Annotated in this window: 16 protein-coding genes; 9 read left to right on the forward strand and 7 right to left on the reverse strand. The window is 70.1% G+C overall.

Annotation, left to right across the window (positions count from 1 at the left end; genetic code table 11):
* Positions 1-49 precede the first annotated feature (49 nt).
* Complete coding sequence (locus LJ657_RS23140) at positions 50-712, reverse strand: MmyB family transcriptional regulator (protein WP_232650643.1); 663 nt, start codon at positions 710-712, stop codon at positions 50-52.
* Between the two features lie 223 nt (positions 713-935).
* Here LJ657_RS23140 and LJ657_RS23145 point away from each other — a divergent pair, with 223 nt between their 5' ends.
* The 3 genes from LJ657_RS23145 to LJ657_RS23155 all read left to right on the forward strand — a co-directional run bounded on the left by LJ657_RS23145 (position 936) and on the right by LJ657_RS23155 (position 2,700).
* Positions 936-1,589 (forward strand): helix-turn-helix domain-containing protein, encoded by a 654-nt coding sequence (locus LJ657_RS23145; protein ID WP_232650644.1) that lies wholly within the window; start codon positions 936-938, stop codon positions 1,587-1,589.
* Between the two features lie 32 nt (positions 1,590-1,621).
* On the forward strand, positions 1,622-2,152 hold the full coding sequence (locus LJ657_RS23150; protein WP_232650645.1) for a toxin-antitoxin system, toxin component: 531 nt from the start codon (positions 1,622-1,624) through the stop codon (positions 2,150-2,152).
* A 320-nt stretch (positions 2,153-2,472) separates the two neighbouring features.
* Positions 2,473-2,700, forward strand: coding sequence for a hypothetical protein (locus LJ657_RS23155; protein ID WP_232650646.1), 228 nt, complete (start codon positions 2,473-2,475; stop codon positions 2,698-2,700).
* Positions 2,701-2,733: 33 nt separating this feature from the next.
* Here the strand turns inward: LJ657_RS23155 and LJ657_RS23160 are convergent, their stop codons facing one another.
* Together LJ657_RS23160 and LJ657_RS23165 are read right to left on the reverse strand one after the other, a co-directional pair.
* Positions 2,734-3,417, reverse strand: coding sequence for a 4'-phosphopantetheinyl transferase family protein (locus LJ657_RS23160; RefSeq protein WP_232650647.1), 684 nt, complete (start codon positions 3,415-3,417; stop codon positions 2,734-2,736).
* Positions 3,414-4,274, reverse strand: coding sequence for a metallophosphoesterase family protein (locus LJ657_RS23165; protein WP_232650648.1), 861 nt, complete (start codon positions 4,272-4,274; stop codon positions 3,414-3,416). The genes LJ657_RS23160 and LJ657_RS23165 overlap by 4 nt, the downstream gene beginning before the upstream one ends.
* A 266-nt stretch (positions 4,275-4,540) precedes the next feature.
* Here LJ657_RS23165 and LJ657_RS23170 point away from each other — a divergent pair, with 266 nt between their 5' ends.
* A complete protein-coding gene (locus tag LJ657_RS23170; RefSeq protein WP_232650649.1) occupies positions 4,541-5,656 on the forward strand; it encodes an ATP-grasp domain-containing protein in 1,116 nt (371 codons plus the stop codon).
* A gap of 193 nt (positions 5,657-5,849) precedes the next feature.
* Positions 5,850-7,538 carry a carbohydrate binding domain-containing protein gene (locus LJ657_RS23175; protein WP_232650650.1) on the forward strand — a complete coding sequence of 563 codons (1,689 nt, stop codon included), beginning with the start codon at positions 5,850-5,852 and terminating at the stop codon, positions 7,536-7,538.
* Between the two features lie 50 nt (positions 7,539-7,588).
* Here LJ657_RS23175 and LJ657_RS23180 read toward each other — a convergent pair whose 3' ends face one another.
* The 4 genes from LJ657_RS23180 to LJ657_RS23195 form a co-directional block, all read right to left on the reverse strand.
* Positions 7,589-8,839: an alpha-L-fucosidase gene (locus LJ657_RS23180; protein WP_232650651.1), complete on the reverse strand. Its 1,251-nt coding sequence runs from the start codon at positions 8,837-8,839 to the stop codon at positions 7,589-7,591.
* Between the two features lie 3 nt (positions 8,840-8,842).
* Complete coding sequence (locus tag LJ657_RS23185; protein ID WP_232650652.1) at positions 8,843-11,884, reverse strand: alpha-mannosidase; 3,042 nt, start codon at positions 11,882-11,884, stop codon at positions 8,843-8,845.
* Between the two features lie 65 nt (positions 11,885-11,949).
* Positions 11,950-13,287, reverse strand: a complete 1,338-nt coding sequence (locus LJ657_RS23190) for a 6-phospho-beta-glucosidase (protein ID WP_232650653.1) — start codon at positions 13,285-13,287, stop codon at positions 11,950-11,952.
* Positions 13,284-14,048 carry a DeoR/GlpR family DNA-binding transcription regulator gene (locus LJ657_RS23195; RefSeq protein ID WP_232650654.1) on the reverse strand — a complete coding sequence of 255 codons (765 nt, stop codon included), beginning with the start codon at positions 14,046-14,048 and terminating at the stop codon, positions 13,284-13,286. Before LJ657_RS23195 ends, LJ657_RS23190 begins: the two co-directional genes overlap by 4 nt.
* A gap of 129 nt (positions 14,049-14,177) precedes the next feature.
* On the opposite strand from LJ657_RS23195, the gene LJ657_RS23200 reads away from it, so the two are divergent.
* The 4 genes from LJ657_RS23200 to LJ657_RS23215 all read left to right on the forward strand — a co-directional run bounded on the left by LJ657_RS23200 (position 14,178) and on the right by LJ657_RS23215 (position 18,425).
* Complete coding sequence (locus LJ657_RS23200; RefSeq protein WP_232650655.1) at positions 14,178-15,212, forward strand: carbohydrate kinase family protein; 1,035 nt, start codon at positions 14,178-14,180, stop codon at positions 15,210-15,212.
* A gap of 63 nt (positions 15,213-15,275) precedes the next feature.
* Positions 15,276-16,553 carry an ABC transporter substrate-binding protein gene (locus tag LJ657_RS23205; protein WP_232650656.1) on the forward strand — a complete coding sequence of 426 codons (1,278 nt, stop codon included), beginning with the start codon at positions 15,276-15,278 and terminating at the stop codon, positions 16,551-16,553.
* 1 nt (position 16,554) lies between these two features.
* Positions 16,555-17,559 carry a carbohydrate ABC transporter permease gene (locus tag LJ657_RS23210; RefSeq protein WP_232650657.1) on the forward strand — a complete coding sequence of 335 codons (1,005 nt, stop codon included), beginning with the start codon at positions 16,555-16,557 and terminating at the stop codon, positions 17,557-17,559.
* Positions 17,556-18,425: a carbohydrate ABC transporter permease gene (locus tag LJ657_RS23215; RefSeq protein ID WP_232650658.1), complete on the forward strand. Its 870-nt coding sequence runs from the start codon at positions 17,556-17,558 to the stop codon at positions 18,423-18,425. The genes LJ657_RS23210 and LJ657_RS23215 overlap by 4 nt, the downstream gene beginning before the upstream one ends.
* Positions 18,426-18,441: the final 16 nt, after the last annotated feature.

An 18,441-nucleotide genomic window follows, 5' to 3' on the forward strand; every position in this document is an offset into this window, starting at 1 on the left:
GGGCGTTCCCCTCGTACTCGTGATCTCCTCGCGCCGATCCCGGCGGCGGTCAGCCCTCCGGGGCCGGCACCACCCTCAGGTGCGCCGCCGTGTGCCGGGACCTGCGGGCCTTGGGGCGGGCGGGGCGGGTCTCCCGCAGCACCAGCGTCAACCTCGTGTACCCCATGTCCTGCAGCGTCCTCGGGGTCTCGTCCACCACACGGCAGTCGGTGGCGCCCCAGCGCGGATCGGGGTGGGTCAGGGGGCGTACGGCGCCGTCGTGCGCCACGGCCTGTTCGCCGACCGCGCGGATCCAGTGCGGCAGGCCCTGCCGGTAGGCGGCCTCCATGATCGGGTCCTGGGCGATGTCACGGCGGATGGCTTGGAGGCCGTGATCGTGGCCGTAGCGCTCGACCGCGGCGGCGAAGTGCGCCAGCATCGGCAGGCACCAGCTGGACTCGTGCTCGCCGAGGACCGTGCCCGCGTCAGGGTGGAACAGCACGAATCTGAGGAAGTTGTCGCCCGGCATCGCCGTCTGATGCGGGCTCACCTCACGGAAAAGTGACGCGAAAGCATTGTTGGAGAGAACGACGTCCCAGCGGTGGTCGAGGACGACGGACGGGAAGCGAACCGCCTCCAGGAGGGCGGTGTAGTCCTGCAGATACGCCTGGGCCTCAAGACTCTCGGGGACGGGCCGCGGTGCCGGACGCTGCCCTCCTGCCTGATACGCCATCGGGAGGTCACCCCTCTTGCCTCTGCGGCCTTCACGCGGCGCCTTGATCCTGCGGCCCCGAATCGAGTCGTGTCAACTATCGTGGCATTTCGTGCTTGTTGACGGCTGAAATTGGCCACAGTTGTGGCGACACCTGGATGTGAGTTCGAACTACCCGGTAATCTCCGTCGAGTTCACGGCAACCGCTTGTGAGAAGCCTGTGCGAAACGTAGGAGATCTGTCGGTGACGGATGGCTTCGAGGGTCCGGGCACCACGGCTACGACCGCTGCGCTGCCGGCCGTCGTCGCTCGCGTCACCGCGCTCGCCGACCGGCTCGGCGTGGAACACACGGAGGTCTTCGACACCGGCCGCCTGTCCGCCGCCTCGGGCGTCCCCGAGCCCGTGGTCAGAACCCTGCTGAGCGGCCGTCCGGCGGGCGAGCCCGATGTCCAGGAGCGGTTTCTGCAGCGGCTGGACCTGCTGCGCCGCACCCGGCTCAAGCCCAACGGACGCAAGTACACCCAGCAGGAGATCGCCGACGGTGCGGGCATGTCGCGCCAGCAGGCGGGGGCGCTGATCAACGGTGACCGGCGCCCCACCATGGAACACTGCGACGCCATCCAGCGCTTCTTCCGGGTGCACGCGGGCTTCCTCACGGCCGAGGACCCCGAGGCCCTCGTCGGCGCCCTGCAGAGCACCGAGCAGGAACTCCTGCACAAGCTCGCCGAGCGGAAGGCGGCAGCGGCCGCCGACGACCCGCTGGAGCGGCTGCTGCAGGACCACGGCGTCCGCGGAATCGCCTGGCGGGCCGCACAGCTGCCCACCGACCAGCACCGCGACAAGGTCGCGGAGTGGCTGGACATGCTCCTGGAGAGCGTCAAGCGGCCCGAGTCGTGAGCCTGGGGAGAGCTGTGGGCATCGCAAGGCAAATGCGCCGCCTGTGCGGCGAGCTGGTCGCGGAACTCACCCTTGCCGCGCCGGCGCCGCCCGACGACCTGTACGGCGCGCTCTGCGACGCGATGAGCAGGCGCCGCGGTCGGCCGGTCCACTTCCGCACGGCCGCCTTCCCGGCCGGCACGGCGAGCGGGCTGTGGCTCGACATGACCGACCAGGACCTCGTGGTGATCGAGGAACGGACGGCGCCGGACCACCAGTTGGTGATCCTCGGACATGAGCTGTGGCACATGAAGGCCGGGCACTGCGGCCATCACGTCGAGGGCGTCCGGGTCGCGGCCCGTCTGCTCGGCGACGACGCGGACCTGCGGGCCACCGTCCGCAAGGTGGCCGCCCGCAGCCGCTTCGACCTCGCCGAGGAGCAGGAGGCCGAGTCCTTCGGTCTGCTGCTGGCCAGCAAGTGCCGTACGTGGCTGGCGGGTTCGGGGGTGCGGGGGCCGGTGCAGCGCGATCATCTGGCGGGACGGATCGAGGCGTCGTTGGGGTATCTGGGGCCGCAGGGCTGAGTACGCCCCGGCCGGCGCTCGGGCACGTGGTACGCCGGTGGAGCCTCACGCCCGCCTGCGGTGAAGCAGAACGGCGGGTTCGGGATGAGGGCCGCTGTCCGCCCGGTCCGGCAAGAACCGGGGCCGCGCGAGCGGCCGAAAGCCCTTGTCCTCCAGGGTGGAACTGCTTTCCCGCAAGGGATTTCGAGGACCTCTCGCCTCGGCTGAGCGGGCGAACCGGTGGGTGCCCGGACCCCATTGTCAGTGGCGGGCGGCAAGCTGGAGTCACGCCCCCTTGTGCGGGGTGCGACCGACGACGCCGACGCGGGGAGAGCCGACCGATGCCCACTGCCGTACTGACCGACCGCGAGCGCACCGCCGTACAGGCCTACCTGCGGCTCCTGCACACCGTACGAGCCGCGTTCGACGGTCCGCCCGGCTCCTCGCGACCACCCGTCGTGCCGCCCTCCGTGATCGCCGAGGCGGAGCAGGCGCTTTCGGCCGCGGGACTTGCGGGGAACGAGGAGGAGTTCTTCCGGCTGCTGCAGAGCTGGTGCCCGGAGCCCTGACGGCCGACGGCCGGCGGCCGCGAGGGATGAGGTTCAAGGCGCGTGCGACACGGTGATCGCCGTGGCCACCAGCCCCCGCTGGACGGTCCACCGACCCTCGAAGTGACCGAGCCGACGGCCACCCACCACCGGGCCGGGGACGAGCAGTTCGGCGCGGAAGCCGCCGTGCAGCCGCTCGTCGAGGTCGACGGAGACCTCGATGTCGGCCTCGGTGAACTCCAGCCACAGTCCGGTGAGGGGGAACCACGCCTTGTAGACGGACTCCTTGGCGCTGAACAGGAGCCGGTCCCAGTGGACCTCGGGGTGCCGCACGGCCAGGCGGCGCAGCCTGGCCGTCTCGTCGGGCAGGGACACGGCGTCCAGGACGCCCTCCGGGAGCGGCCGGTGGGGTTCGGCGTCGATGCCGACGGAGGCCAGGTCGGTGGCGCGGACCAGGGCGGCGGCGCAGTAGCCGTCGCAGTGGGTCATGCTGCCGGCCAGGCCGGGCGGCCAGCCCGGTGCGCCGCGTTCGCCGGGCAGGAGGGGCTGCGGCGGCACGCCGAGCTTCTCCATGGCGCGGCGGGCGCAGGCGCGTACGAGGGCGAACTCGCGGCGGCGCTTGTGGACAGCCCGTGCGACGACGGCCGCCTCCTCGGCGTACAGCGGCGCGGGCTCGCTCCCGTCGTCGCCGAGCACCTCCACGGCCACCACCTCGTCCGGCAGCAGCTCCTCGATCACCCGTCCCCGACCTCCTTCGGCAGTACGCGGCGCAGTCTCCCCGGCGGCTGCGGCCGCTTGCGCCATTCGCGGGGGTAGCCGACGGACACCTCCTCGAAGCGGACACCCTCGTGCCAGGTGGTCCGCGGGATGTGCAGGTGCCCGTACACCATGGTCTCGACGCGGAAGCGGCGGTGCCAGTCGGCGGTCAGTTCGGTGCCGCACCACATGGCGAACTCCGGGTGCCACAGGACGTCGCAGGGGTGCCGGTCCAGCGGGTAGTGGTTGACCAGGACGGTCGGCAGGTCCGCGGGGAGCGCGGCGAGCCTGCGTTCGGTCTCGGCGACCCGCGCCCGGCACCAGGCCTCGCGGCTCGGGTAGGGGTCAGGGTGCAGCAGGAACTCGTCGTTGCACACGATGCCGGTGCCGTGCGCGTACTCCAGCCCCTGTTCCTTGGTGGCGCAGCCGGCCGGCAGGAACGAGTAGTCGTACAGGAGGAAGAGCGGTGCGACGGCCACCCGGCCGTCGGGGCCCTCCCACACCGGGTAGGGATCCTCGGGTGTCGTCACGCCGAGGTCGCGGCACAGGGCGACGAGGTGCTCGTAGCGGGCGACGCCGCGCAGGGTGACGGGGTCCTTCGGATGGGTCCACAGCTCGTGGTTGCCCGGCGCCCAGATCACCCTGCGGAAGCGGCCGGCAAGGGTCTTCAGGGCCCAGCGGATGTCGGACACGCTCTCCGAGACGTCGCCGGCCACGAGCAGCCAGTCCTCGTCCGACTCGGGGCGCATCGCCTCGACCAGGGCACGGTTCTCGGCGTATCCGATGTGCAGGTCGCTGATGGCCAGCAGCTGTGCGGCTCCACCGGCCGTCGACGTCACCTTTCGCCCCCTCCGTACACACCGCGTGCCCGCGCACTACGAACGGGACCACGAGAACACATTTCCCGGCTCACCGACAAGGCGGCAAGATCGTTGAATCCGTAACACGTACGTTGCACGCGAGGCCTCTGGGAAGCCGTATGATCGCCCCAACACCACCGCCATGAACTTCCCTTCATTCAAGGGCGGTTTGGTGACCCTCCAACTCCCCTGCCCGGGCACGGGCTGCTCAGCCGTGCCCGCGAACCGTGAAAGGACGGCCCTGCATGGTCTCTCGCGTACGCGTCTGGCTCAACCGCACGTACGCGGAGAACGTGTTCTTCATGGATCAGCTGCGGCGAAATCCCAGCGATCGGGCCGTGGAGATCCATGCGACGCACGGAGACGCGGACTCCCCCGTACTGGCCGCCGCCGACACCGCCGACCTGGAGCCGGAGGGGCTGTCCCCCGCCGCGTACGTCGAGTACGCCCTCGACCAGTGCCAGCGGCGCGGCATCGACGTGTTCGTGCCGCGGCTGCACCAGTCGGCGATCGTGGCGCACCGCGCGGACTTCAAGGCGGTCGGTACGGCGCTGCTGGCGCCGCCGCCGGAGGCCGTGGCCGTCTTCGAGGACAAGGTCATCGCCTACGAGGCCGTGCAGGCGATCGGGGTGCCGGTGCCGCTGTGGTGGCGGGTCCGGTCCGCCGACGAACTCGTCGCCGCTGTGGAGGAGTTGGAGGCCGGCGGGCACAAGGCGTGCTTCAAGCCGGCGTCCGGTGCGGGCGGGGTGGGCTTCCGGATCGTCACCCGCGCGCCCTTCTCGATGACGCAGCTCACCGGGTTCCCGAGCCCCTATGTGTCGCTCGATCTGGTGGTCGAGGCGCTCAGGCAGTCGGACGAGCCGGTCGACTGGATCGTGATGCCGCGGCTGGAGCAGCCCGAGGTGTCGGTGGACTGCCTCACCGGGCCGGACAACCGGGTGCGGCTGGCGATCGGGCGTACCAAGAACGGCCGGCGGCGCGGGTTCACGCTGAACGAGCAGTGGCTGGAGCCGGCGCGGCGGCTCGCCGAGGGGTTCGGGCTGCACTATCTGTCCAACATCCAGTTCCGGATGTTCGGCGACGAGCCGGTGTTGATGGACGTCAACACGCGGCCTGCGGGCGGGTTGCATCAGCTGTCGCTGTGCGGCGTCAACGCGCCGTGGGCGGCGGTGCAGTTGGCTCTCGGGGAGGACCCGGGGGACGTGGCTCCGCCGTTCCTGGGGCAGGACTACACGGTGGTGTCGGGGCCGCGGCCGCTGCGGGCGGTTTCGCTGCCGCAACAGAGGGTTGAGGCGGAGCCGCAACTGCTGGCGGCGCCGGTTGACTCCGTCGGTTTCGCGGCTCAGGTACTGCCGCTTTAGATACGTCTGCCGGGTGCGGGTTGTCTGTGGCTTGTCGCGCAGTTCCCCGCGCCCCTGAAGGGCGACGGCCCCACCGGTATGGACCAATTCGGCGTCAGCTATTGACAGCTGGATTGGTCCATACCAACTTGTGTTGCGCAGTTCTCTGCATCTCTGTGCACTCCCGAACACCCCCATTCCCCAGGGAGATCGCGTGCGCAACACACTCGGACGTCACAGACGTCGGCTTCTCGCCCTGCTCGGCTCCGCCGCTCTCGCGCTCGCCGGAGCCATCGCCCTTCCGGGCACGGCCCAAGCGGCCAACATCCTGACCGATCCCGGCTTCGAGTCGGGCAGCCTCTCCCCCTGGACCTGCACCGGCAACCTCGGCTCGGTCGTCTCCTCCCCCGTGCACGGCGGCTCCAAGGCCCTTGCGGGGGCGGCGAGTTCGAGCGACGACGCGCAGTGCAGCCAGACCGTCTCCGTCCAGCCGAACACCACGTACTCGCTCCAGGGCTGGGTGCGCGGCTCCTACGTCTACCTCGGCGTCAACGGCGGTGCGTCCACCTGGACGACGTCTCCGTCGGCGTACAGCCAGTTGTCCGTGTCCTTCACCACCGGCGCCTCGCAGACCAGCGCCACGATCTACGTCCACGGCTGGTACGCCCAGGGCACCTACTACGCCGACGACATCAGCCTCGACGGCCCCGGCGGCGGTGGCGGCGGGTCGGACACCCAGGCGCCGACCGCGCCGACCGGGCTCGCCTCCACCGGCAAGACGTCGTCGAGCGTGTCGCTGAAGTGGAACGCCTCGACGGACAACGTGGGTGTCACGGCGTACGACGTCTACAGCGGCTCGAACAACGTGCTCAGCGTCTCCGGTACGACCGCCACGGTCAGCGGGCTCTCGCCCAGCACGTCGTACACCTTCACCGTCAAGGCACGGGACGCGGCCGGGAACACCTCCGGGGCGTCCGACTCCGTGAGCGTGACGACGGACGCGGGCGGCAGTGGCGGCACCGGCTTCAAGCAGGCCGCGCCCTATCTGTACGAGGGCTGGGGCGACCCGCCGAGTCCGTCGACGGTGATGAGCGCGACCGGCATCAAGTGGTTCACGATGGCCTTCGTGCTCGACTCGGGCGGCTGCACCCCCGCCTGGGACGGCAGCCGGCCGCTGACCGGCGGCGCCGACCAGTCCGCGATCAACGCCGTCCGCTCCGCCGGCGGTGACATCGTGCCGTCGTTCGGCGGCTGGCAGGGCAGCAAGCTCGGTGCCAACTGCTCCTCGGCGAGCGCACTCGCGGGCGCCCTTCAGAAGGTGATCGACGCCTACTCACTCAAGGCGATCGACATGGACATCGAGAACTCCGACGAGTTCGAGAACGAGGCCGTCCAGGCGAGGATCCTCACCGCCCTGAAGACGGTCAAGGCCAACAACCCCGGCCTGAAGACCATCGTCACCTTCGGCACGTCGACCACCGGCCCGACCTACTACGGCAACCGGCTCATCGAGCAGGCACAGTCGCTCGGCGCGAACATCGACGTCTTCACGATCATGCCGTTCGACTTCGGCGGCGGCTCCGACATGTACGGCAACACGGTGAACGCGGCGGAGGGCCTGAAGGCCAAGCTGAAGTCGACGTTCGGGTGGGACGACGCCACCGCCTACTCCCACATCGGCATCTCCGGCATGAACGGCCTGTCCGACCAGCAGGAGACCACCACTCCGGCGATCTGGACCCAGATCAAGGACTGGGCGAACTCGCACCACATCGCCCGGCTCGCCTTCTGGTCGGTCAACCGCGACCGGCCGTGCCCGGGTGGCGGCGTGGTGAGCAACTGCTCCGGCATCAGCCAGAACAACTGGCAGTTCACCTCGATCACGGCCGGGTTCACCGGCTGAGTGGCCTCCGGGCGGCGGCCGGTCCCACGAGGGCCGGCCGCCTCGGCCGGTCAGAAGCGGCCCGCTCCCCGGTAAAGCTCCAGCTCGCCCTCCAGCTCGACGGCCAGCACGGTCGCGTACGGATCGAGGTCCGTCTCCGTCGGCGGATCGATCCACAGCACACCCACCGCGTCGTGCAGCCCGCCCACCACCCGGTGGCCGAGCTCAGTGCCGGGGCCGAGGACAGTGACCTTGCGGACCGCCGTCGCCAGGCCGCGGACGCCGATCTCGGCGCGGGGGACGTCGAACAGGGTGAGGTAGAGAGTGCGCCGGTCGGTGGAGAGGGTGCTGGGTCCGTAGTGGTGCCCGGCCGGGAGGCCGCGCACCGTCCCGTACACGGCCTCCGCGTGCTTGCGGATCCACTGCCCCAGCCCTTCCAGCCGTTCGACCTGCGGCTGCGGGATGGTGCCGTCCTCCATGGGGCCGACGTCGAGGAGCAGGTTGCCGCCTGAGCCGATGGTCTCGGTGAAGTAGCGGATCAGCTGGGCGAGCGACTTGTGGTTGTGGTCCTGGTGCTGGTAGCCCCACGAGTCATTGATCGTCAGGCACAGCTCCCAGGGGCCTTCCGGCGGCACGACGGGCGCGCCCTGCTCCGGCGTCGCGTAGTCGCCCTCGCTCAGCATGCGGGCGTTGAAGACGACGTCGGGGACGTACGACCGGATGAGCGCGGCGAGTTCGGGGATGCGCCACTGCTCCTCGCTGCGGTCCCACTCGCCGTCGAACCACATCAGGTCGGGGCGGTAGCGGGAGGCCAGTTCGCGGATCTGGCCGTCGCGGTACGCGATGAACCGCTCCCAGGCGTCCAGGTCCTCGTCCTCGGCCGCGACCTCGGAGTAGCGGTTGTCCTCCTGCTCCGGCGGGCGGCCCGGCTTGCGCGTGGAGGCGTAGTCCGGGTGGTTCCAGTCGGAGTGGGAGTAGTAGAAGCCGACCTTGAGGTCCTTCTCGCGCAGGGCTTCGGCGTAGGGGCCGAGGTAGTCCCTGCCGAGGTTGAGGTCGCCGTACTCCGTGTCCCACAGGGCCACGCCGTCGTGGTGGCGGCTCGTCAGGACCGCGTACCTGGCGCCCGCCCGGGCGAACAGGTCCGCCCAGGCCTTCGGGTCGTACTCGCTACCCGTGAAGCGCTCCAGCTGGGACATGTACCGGTCGTGCGGCACGATGTCGTCGTAGAACGACCAGGACTCCTGGACGCCGTCGACGGCGTAGATGCCCCAGTGGATGAAGATCCCCAACTTGGCATCGGTGAACCATGTCTGCACGGCCATACGTCAGCCCCTCCGCAGCCGGAGTGTCAGGATCTGGAAGGGGCGGAGCGAGACCCTGACCGTGCCGGCTTCGACGTCCGCGTCCTCCAGCGGGCGCTCCAGCAGGTCGGTGACCTGGGCTCCGGCCAGCGGGAAGCCGGTGCGCAGGACACCCTGGGCGCGGCCGCCGCGGGACTCGTAGAGACGCACGACCACGTCGCCGGACTCGTCGTCGGCGAGCTTCACGGCCTCGACCGTCACGCCCGCGCCGTCCACCGAGACGACCGGCTCCGGCGCGCCCGCCGAATCCGCCACGCGGAGGGGGAGGTTGAGGGCGTAGCCCTCCGCGACCGCGTCCTCGATGCTCGCGCCGGGGAGGAGGGAGTAGACGAAGTGGTGGCGGCCCTGGTCGGCCTCCGGGTCCGGGATGCGCGGGGCGCGCACCAGGCTCAGGCTGACCCTGGTCGTCGTACCGCCGTCCTCGCGGACCGTGCGGGAGACGTCGTGGCCGTAGGTGGAGTCGTTGATGACCGCGACGCCGTACCCGGGCTCGGCGATGTGCACCCAGCGGTGGCCGGAGACCTCGAAACGGGCCGCCTCCCAGCTGGTGTTGGTGTGCGTGGGCCGCTGGATGTGGCCGAACTGGATCTCCGCGGAGGAGTGCGGGGCGCGGATGTCGACCGGGAAGCCCGCCTTGAGGATCTTCTCGGCCTCGTGCCAGTCGATGTCGGTCTCGAAGTCGACACGGGGGCTGCCGGCGCGCAGGCTGATCGTCTGGGTGACCTTCGAGCCCTTACCGAAGCTGCGCTCCACGCGGATCGCGCCGAGCAGCGGGTCCTCCTCGACGACCGTGACCGAGTCGGCGTCCAGCAGGTCCGTGTAGCGGTTCTTGTAGTGCTTGTCGATGTCCCAGGCGTCCCAGTAGTTGGGCAGGTCGGTGTGCAGACGCAGCAGGTTGCCGCTGTCCGCGAGGACCTCACGGCCGGCCCGCAGGTCCCGTACGGACGCCAGGGTGCCGTCCTCGGCCACCTCGACACGCACCAGGCCGTTGTCGAGGACGCGCCCGGCCACCGTCACCGGGTGCGGCGGCTCGGCGGCCGCGAGGGGGGCGCTGCCGCTCGCCGGCACCTCGACGTAGGCCGGGACGCCCTCGGCCGTGCGCACGACGTCGGCCCGGTCGAAGGGGCTGGTGTTGAAGACCCGTCGCGAGCCGGCGCCCAGCGCGGCGACCGCCTCCGCCGTCAGCTGCTCCAACTCCCTTGCCACACGGGCGTATTCGGCCTCCGCCTCGCGGTGCACCCAGGCGATCGACGAGCCCGGCAGGATGTCGTGGAACTGGTGGAGGAGGACCGTCTTCCAGAGGCGGTCCAGCTTCTCGTACGGGTAGGCGTAGCCCGGCGCGTGCAGTGCGGCCGTGGTCGCCCACAGCTCGGCCTCGCGGAGCTTGTGTTCGGAGCGCCGGTTGCCCTGCTTGGTGCGGGCCTGGGAGGTGTAGGTGGCGCGGTGCAGCTCCAGGTAGAGCTCGCCGTTCCAGACCGGGGCGTCCTGGTATTCCGCGCGGGCCTGGGCGAAGAAGTCGTCGGGGTGCTCCACGACGACCTTGGGCGAGCCCTCCAGGTCGGCGAGCCTGCGGGCCCGCTCCATGATCTCGCGGGTGGGGCCGCCGCCGCCGTCGCCCCAGCCGAAGGGCGCGAGGGAGCGCGTACCGCCGCCCTTCTCCTGGTAGTTGCGGACCGCGCGGTCCATCTCCTCACCGCTGAAGCGGGCGTTGTAGGTGTCGACCGGCGGGAAGTGGGTGAAGATGCGGGTGCCGTCGATGCCCTCCCACCAGAAGGTGTGGTGGGGGAACTTGTTCGTCTGGTTCCAGGAGATCTTCTGGGTGAGGAACCACTCGTTGCCGGCGAGCTTGGCGAGCTGCGGGTAGGCGGCGTTGTAGCCGAAGGAGTCGGGCAGCCAGACGCCCTTGGTCTCGATGCCGAAGTGCTCGATGAAGAACCGCTTGCCGTGGACGAGCTGGCGGGCGATGGCCTCGCCGCCCGGCAGGTTGCCGTCGGACTCGACCCACATGCCGCCGACCGGCGCCCACTGGCCCTTCTTCACGGACTCCTGGATGCGCGCCCAGACCTTGGGGTAGTTGTCGCGCACCCACTCGTACTGCTGGGCCTGGGAGCAGGCGAAGATGAAGTCGTCGTACTCGTCGGCGAGCGCGGTGACGTTGGAGAAGGTGCGGGACGTCTTGCGCTTGGTCTCGCGGATGGGCCACAGCCAGGCGGAGTCGATGTGCGCGTGGCCGACACCGGAGACGGTGTGGGCGCTGGCGTGCGCGGGCTTGGCGAGGACGGGCGCGAGGACCGCGCGGACGGCGGCGGCGCTGCCCGCGACGTCGTCCAGGTCGAGGGCGTCCATGGCCCGGTCGAGGGCGTGCAGGATCTCGTGGCGGCGCGGCTCGTGCTCGCCGAGGTGGACCATGAGCTCGCGCAGCACCTGGACGTCGAGGTCCAGGTGGAAGACCTCCTCGTCGAGGACGGCGAGGTCGGCGCGCCGGAAGGTGTAGAGCGGCTTGTCGCCGGCCGTCAGGATGTCGCCCAGCTGGGTGGGCGCGGAGAAGTTGTCGGCCAGGATGTCCGGGTTGGACGCGGCCTCGACCAGGTAGTCGATCTCCTCGCCGCCCTTCGCCGGGTTGGCGATCGGTACGTACTGGTTGAGCGGGTTGACCGCCTTCAGGGGTGTCCCGTCGGTGAGGTGGACCAGGGCCTCGGCCTGGTTGCCCGGCCAGTCACCGACGAAGCCGAGGTCGATGACCGTCTCGACGCGCCGGCCGGCCCACTCGGCGGGCACCTGTCCGCGCATCCGGAACCAGGTCGTACCCCAGGGCGGGCCCCACGGGGTGTCCATCGCGAAGGGCTCGTACGGGGCGTCCGCGGCCTCCTCGAAGGGGACCGGCTCGCCCGGCGCCTGCCAGGCCTCGACCGTCAGGGGGACGGTGGCGGCGTAGATCGCGGGCTTGATGCGCTGGTTGTGGAGGCGCTCGGCGCGCTCCTCGATCCGGCGGCGTTCGTCGTGCATGAGAGGTCTCCAGAGAGAGGGCGGCGAGAGCGCGCGAGGGCGGGAAAGCGCTTTCCGCGGGGAGCTTACTTCAGGTAGGAAAGGCCGGGGTGGACGTCCGTGTAGCCCTCGACCAGCCGTCGGGCCACGTTCACGGAGTCGACCAGCGGGTGCAGCGCGAACGCCTTCACCGCCGTCGTACGGGAGCCGGACTCTGCGGCGGCCAGCACCTCGCGCTCGACGGCCTTCACCGCGCAGACGAGGCCGGTGGCGTGTTCGGGCAGCGGGGCGACGGCGACCGGGTGCGCGCCGTTGGCGTCGACCAGGCACGGGACCTCGATGACGGCGTCGGCGTCGAGCACCGAGAGGGTGCCGCGGTTGCGGACGTTGAGGATCAGGGTGGTGCGCTCGTCGCGGGCGATGGCCCGCATCAGGGCGAGGGCGACCTTCTCGTAGCCACCGGAGAGGTCGTCGGCGTCGCGCTCACCGGCGCCGGCGCTCTCCCGGTTCTCGGCCATGTACGTCGCCTCACGCTCGGCGCGGGTGCGGTCCCAGGCGGCGAGGGCCCGGGCGCCGGGGTCGCGCATCTCCTCGTAGAAGTGGGCCTGCTGGTCGCGCAGGAAGGCGCCGCGGGTCTTCTCGGCCTGCTGGTAGGCGCGGACGGCCTCGCGGTTGAAGTAGTAGTAGTGCAGGTATTCGTTGGGGATCGCGCCGAGGGACTGGAGCCAGTCGACGCCGAAGAGCTTGCCCTCCTCGAAGGAGCCGAGCAGATCGGGGTCGGCGAGCAGCCGCGGCAGCTCGTCCCGCCCGGCGATGTGCAGGCCGCGCACCCAGCCGAGGTGGTTGAGGCCGACGTAGTCGATCCACGCCTCCTTCGGGTTCCCGCCGAGGACGCGGGCGATACGGCGGCCGAGGCCGACGGGCGAGTCGCAGATGCCGATGACGCGGTCGCCGAGATGGCGGGACATGGCCTCGGTGACCAGGCCGGCCGGGTTGGTGAAGTTGATGACCCAGGCGTCGGGGGCCAGGCGTGCGACCCGCTGGGCGATGTCGACGGCGACGGGGACCGTGCGCAGGCCGTAGGCGATGCCGCCCGCGCCGACCGTCTCCTGGCCGAGGACGCCCTCCGCGAGGGCGACGCGCTCGTCGTTCGCCCTGCCCTCCAGGCCGCCGACACGGATCGCGGAGAACACGAAGTCGGCGCCGCGCAGGGCCTCGTCCAGGTCGGTCGTGGCGGTCACCTCGGGGGCGTCCGCGACCTGTGCGGCCTGCTCCGCGAGGACACGGGTCACCGCGGAGAGCCGGCCCGCGTCCAGATCGTGCAGGACGACCTCGGTCACCCTGCCCTCGCCGCGGTCGCCCAGCAGGGCCCCGTACACGAGCGGCACACGGAATCCGCCGCCGCCCAGAATCGTCAGCTTCACTCTCGTACCTTTCCTGCCACGACGACCTCGACACCCGCCTCCTCCAGTGAGGAGCGGGTCGCCGGGTCGACCGGGGCGTTCGTCACCACCACGTCAAGGTTCTCCGGACCGCAGACCTTCGCCATACCCGTGCCCGGGAACTTCGCCTGGTCGGCGAGGAGGACGACCTTGTCGCTCGCTCTGATCATGGCGCGTTTGACCGGCACCTCGACCACCGTCGTATCCATCACCTGCCCGCCCGGGCGCACTCCACTGGTGCCGAGGAAGAGCCAGTCGGCATGCAGCTGGCGCAGGTTGTCCTCGGTGAGGAAGCCGACCAGGGAGCGGTACTCGCGCCGGACCATGCCGCCGAGCAGCACCAGCTCGATGCCCTCGTCGTCGGCGAGCTCCTCGTAGACCACCAGGTTGCTGGTGATCACCGTGAGGCGGCGGCCGTGCAGCTGGCGGGCGAGCCGGAAGGCGGTGGTGCCGATGTCGAGCAGCACCGACTGGCCGTCGGCGACCATCGCGGCGGCGTGCGCGGCTATCGCGTCCTTCTCGGACACGCGTACCTCGGCGACCTCGGCGAAGGGCTGGTCGCCCTCGTCCGCGACCGCGCCGCCGTGGACACGGGTGAGCAGACCGTCCTCCTCGAGCTTGACCAGGTCGCGCCTGATCGTGGCGGGGCTCACACCCAGCTCCTCGGAGAGGTCGGTCACAGCTGCGGGGCCGCCGGAGCGCAGGGCCCGCAGGATGAGTTGGTGTCGTCGTTCTGCCAGCACAGCGTGAACACTACTCGTCATCTTCAATCAAATCCATGCTCAGTTCTGCTCAGGTATTGACCAATCTCGTGGATCAGCGCACGATTCCGGTCATCGAAAATGACGAGTTTTGACGAGAGGCTGTTTCGCGTGGACGACGACAGGCCCGACGTGCTCCTGACCGGGCTGCTCTTCTACGACCTCGTCCTCACGGGGCTCGGAAAGCCGCCGACGCCGGGCGAGGAGATCTGGACGGGCGGGATGGGCTGCGGCCCCGGCGGCATCGCGAACCTCGCGGTGGCCGCGGCCCGGTTCGGTCTGCGCACCTCGCTGGCCACGGTCTTCGGGGACGACTTCTACGGCGAGTACTGCCGTGACGTCCTGTGCGACCAGGAGGACATCGACCTCTCGCTCTCCCGCACCGCGGACGGCTGGCCCACCCCCGTCACCGTCTCGCTCGCCACCGGCCACGACCGGGCCCTCGTCACCCACGGCCAGGAACCCCCGTACTCGCAGGACACACTGATGGGCGACCCGCCCGAGGCGCGCACCGCCCTCGTGCACCTGGAGGCCGCACCGCGCGAGTGGCTCGCCAAGGCCGCCGCGAACGGCACGCAGATCTACGCGGACGTCGGCTGGGACCCCACGCAGGAGTGGTCCACCGACCTCCTCGACCAGCTGAAGCTGTGCCACGCCTTCCTCCCGAACGAGACGGAGGCGATGGCCTACACCCGCACCGACAGCGCGGTCGCGGCCCTCGGCACCCTCTCCGAGCTGGTCCCGGTGGCCGTGGTCACGCGGGGTGGCGACGGCGCGGTGGCCGCCGACCAGATCACCGGCGAGTACGCCGAGGTCCCGGCCCTCGACGTCGACGTCCTGGACGCGACGGGCGCCGGCGACGTCTTCGGCGCGAGCTTCGTCGCGGCCTCGCTGGGCGGCTGGCCCCTGGAGGAACGGCTGCGGTTCGCCGTCCTCGCGGCCGGGCTGTCCGTCGGGCACCACGGCGGGGCGCTCGCGGCCCCCGGCTGGTACGGCGTCGACCGCTGGTGGCGGTCGCTGAAGGACCCCGGACTGCGGCGCGCGTACGGCTTCCTGGCCGACCGGATCCCGGCCGACCCCGGGCCACCCGTGCAGCACGCCCCGGTCACCCCGCCCGCCCCCACGGCCGTCGGCCCACACGCCTGAGAACAGCGGCAGTGACCCCTCGAACCCCCTCTCCACGTCGAACAGGAACAACAGGAGTGACCCGTGGACCTTTCTCGTAGAGGCTTCCTCCAGGCCGCCGCGCTCACCGCGGCCGCCTCCGGCCTGACCGTCGCATGCGGCGGCAGTTCGGGCTCGGGCGGCACCAAGAACGGCAAGGACCTCACCTTGTGGTACTGGGGCGGCGCGCTCAGCGACAAGGTGGTCGCGGAGGCGAAGACCCACTTCAGCAGCACGGTCAAGCTGACCTCCGCCTCCATAGGCGGCGACTTCAAGCAGAAGCTCACCACCACCATCGCGGCGGGCACCTCCGTGCCCGACATCACCGGCATCAAGGGCGAGGACATCGCGTCCTTCCTGCCCAACGCCGACCGCTTCCTCGACCTGAACGACCTGGGCTTCAAGAAGATCTCGTCCCAGTACCTGGACTGGAAGACCAAGCTCGCCCAGACCAAGGACGGCAAGCAGATCGGCTTCCCGATCGACATCGGCCCCACCGCGCTGTTCTACCGCGAGGACCTGTTCGCCAAGGCCGGCGTGGACACCGAGCCCGCCAAGGTCGCCGCCCTGGTCAAGACCTGGGAGGACTACTTCCAGCTCGGCACCGAGCTGCAGAAGAAGAACCCCGGGACCTACCTGGTCAACAACATCGGCGCCATGTTCGACATGACCGTCGGCCAGGGCACCGCGCGGTTCATCGACAAGAACAACCACTTCATCGGCGACCAGGACCACATCCGCGCCGCATGGACCACGTCGGTGCGCCCCTACACCCTGGGCCTCGACGCCAAGATCAACGACAACACCTGGAACGCCGCCGTCGGCAAGACCCTCCTCACCGAGCTCGGCGCGGCCTGGCACGCGCTGGACATCGAGCAGGCCGCGCCGGGCACCAAGGGCAAGTGGCGGGTGTGCGCGATGCCGGGCGGCCCGGCCAACCAGGGCGGCTCCTACCTGGCCCTGCCCAGGCAGTGCCGCAACCCCGAAGAGGCCTTCAAGATCATCAGCTGGATCCTCAGCCCGGCCAACGACGCGCGCGGCTTCACCGACGCCGCCATCTTCCCGGCCGCCCCGGCCGCGTACTCCATGCCGGCCATGACGGGCCCCGACGCCTTCTTCGGCGGCCAGAAGATCATCGAGGTCTTCGGACCGGCCGCCAAGACCGTGCCGTCCGCGTACGAGGCCCCGGCCGACGCGGCGGTCATGGCCCCCTACAAGACGGAACTGACCAACATCGAGGCCAAGGGCAAGAAGCCCGACGACGCCTGGAAGGACGCGGTCAGCCAGGCCAAGCAGATCGCCCGGCGGCAGGGGGTGAGCTGAGGTGACCTCCCCACCGGTCACCGGCTCCGCCGAGGTGCAGCGCCTCGGCGGGCCGGGCCCGGCCCGGTTCCGCCCGCGGCGCACACCGCCCGCGGGCACCGCTCGGCCCAGGCGGCGCGGGCCGCTGTCGTACTGGCGGCAGTACCTGGCGATCTCGCCGTTCTACCTGATCTTCGCCGCGTTCTCGTTCTTCCCCGTCTTCTACTCGCTGTACCTGGCCTTCCAGCGCTGGGACGGCATGGGCACCATGCAGTTCGTTGGCCTGCAGCAGTTCAGGTTCCTGTGGGACGACCCGGTCTTCTGGCTGTCGATCCGCAACACCCTGGTGATCTGGGTGCTGTCCACCGTGCCCACCCTCTTCGGCGCCCTGATGCTGGCGACGCTGCTGCACTCGGTGCGCCGCTTCAAGGGTTTCTACCGCATCGCGCTGTACGTCCCGAACGTCACCTCGATCGTCGCGGTGGCGATCTTCTTCGGCGCGGTGTTCAGCAACAACTTCGGTCTGGTCAACGCGATCCTGGGCATGGTCGGCATCTCGCCGGTTCCGTGGCTGAGCAACCCGTGGCTGATCAAACTGGTCATCGCGCTGCTGATGACCTGGCAGTGGACCGGCTACAACATGATCATCTACCTGGCCGGTCTGCAGGCGATCCCGAACTCGATCTACGAGGCGGCGAAGATGGACGGCGCGGGACCCATCCGCACGTTCTTCCAGATCACGATCCCGATCATGCGGCCGATCATCCTGTTCACCGTCATCATCTCGACCATCAACGGTCTGCAGAGCTTCAGCGAACCCCAGGTCCTGTTCGGCAGCAACGCCGCCAACGCCAACCTCGGCGGCCCCGGCCAGGCGGGTCTGACCACGCTGCTGTACTTCTACCAGTCGGCCTTCCTCAACAACGACTACGGCTATGGCGCGGCCATCGTGTGGGCCTTCTTCGTACTGATCATCATCCTCGTCGCCGTCAACTGGCGCATCACCACACGAGGGAGGAAGGCATGACGGCAGTGGACACCGCGCGGCCGGCCACGGGCGGCAGGAGGCTGCGCCGCCCCAGGGGCCTGACGGCGCACATCATCCTCGTCGCGGCCGTCCTGATCTCGGTCTTCCCCTTCGCGTGGACGATCGTCATGGCGACCAACACCACCCAGGACATCTACAAGAGTCCGCCGAAGTTCACGTTCGGCTCCCATCTGCTGGAGAACATCCGGCATGTGCTGAACACCATCGATTTCTTCGGGTCGATGCTCAACACGGTGATGGTCGCGACCGTCACCACCGTCCTGGTGCTGTTCGTCGACTCCCTGGCGGCCTTCACCTTCGCCAAGTTCGACTTCCCCGGGCGCAAGCTGCTCTTCGGCACGCTGCTGCTGTTCATGATGCTGCCGTTGCAGCTGGCGATCCTGCCGCAGTTCATCCTCATGTCGAAGATCGGCTGGGTGGGCATGCTCAAGGCGCTGGCCCTGCCCTCCCTGGCCAACGCCTTCGGCATCTTCTGGCTGCACCAGTACATCCAGAACGGCGTGCCCGACGAACTCCTCGACGCCGCGCGCATCGACGGCGCCGGGTTCTTCCGCCAGTACTGGAACATCGCCCTCCCGATGATCAGGCCCGCGCTGTCGTTCCTCGCCATCTACGCCTTCGTCAACTGCTGGAACGACTACATCTGGCCACTGGTCGTGCTCACCGACCCCGGCCATGTGACGCTGCAGGTGGAGCTCGCCCAGCTCAACGTCGGCCACACCACCGACTACAGCATGGTCATGGCCGGTGTACTGATGGCGGCGCTTCCGCTGGTCATCGTGTTCAGCATCTTCGCCCGCGGGTTCATCGCGGGGGCGACGGAGGGGGCGGTGCAGGGCAGTTGACGCTCGGCGGGTCCGC

The sequence above is a fragment of the Streptomyces guryensis genome, from assembly GCF_021261325.1.
In the GTDB taxonomy this organism is placed as follows: domain Bacteria; phylum Actinomycetota; class Actinomycetes; order Streptomycetales; family Streptomycetaceae; genus Streptomyces; species Streptomyces guryensis.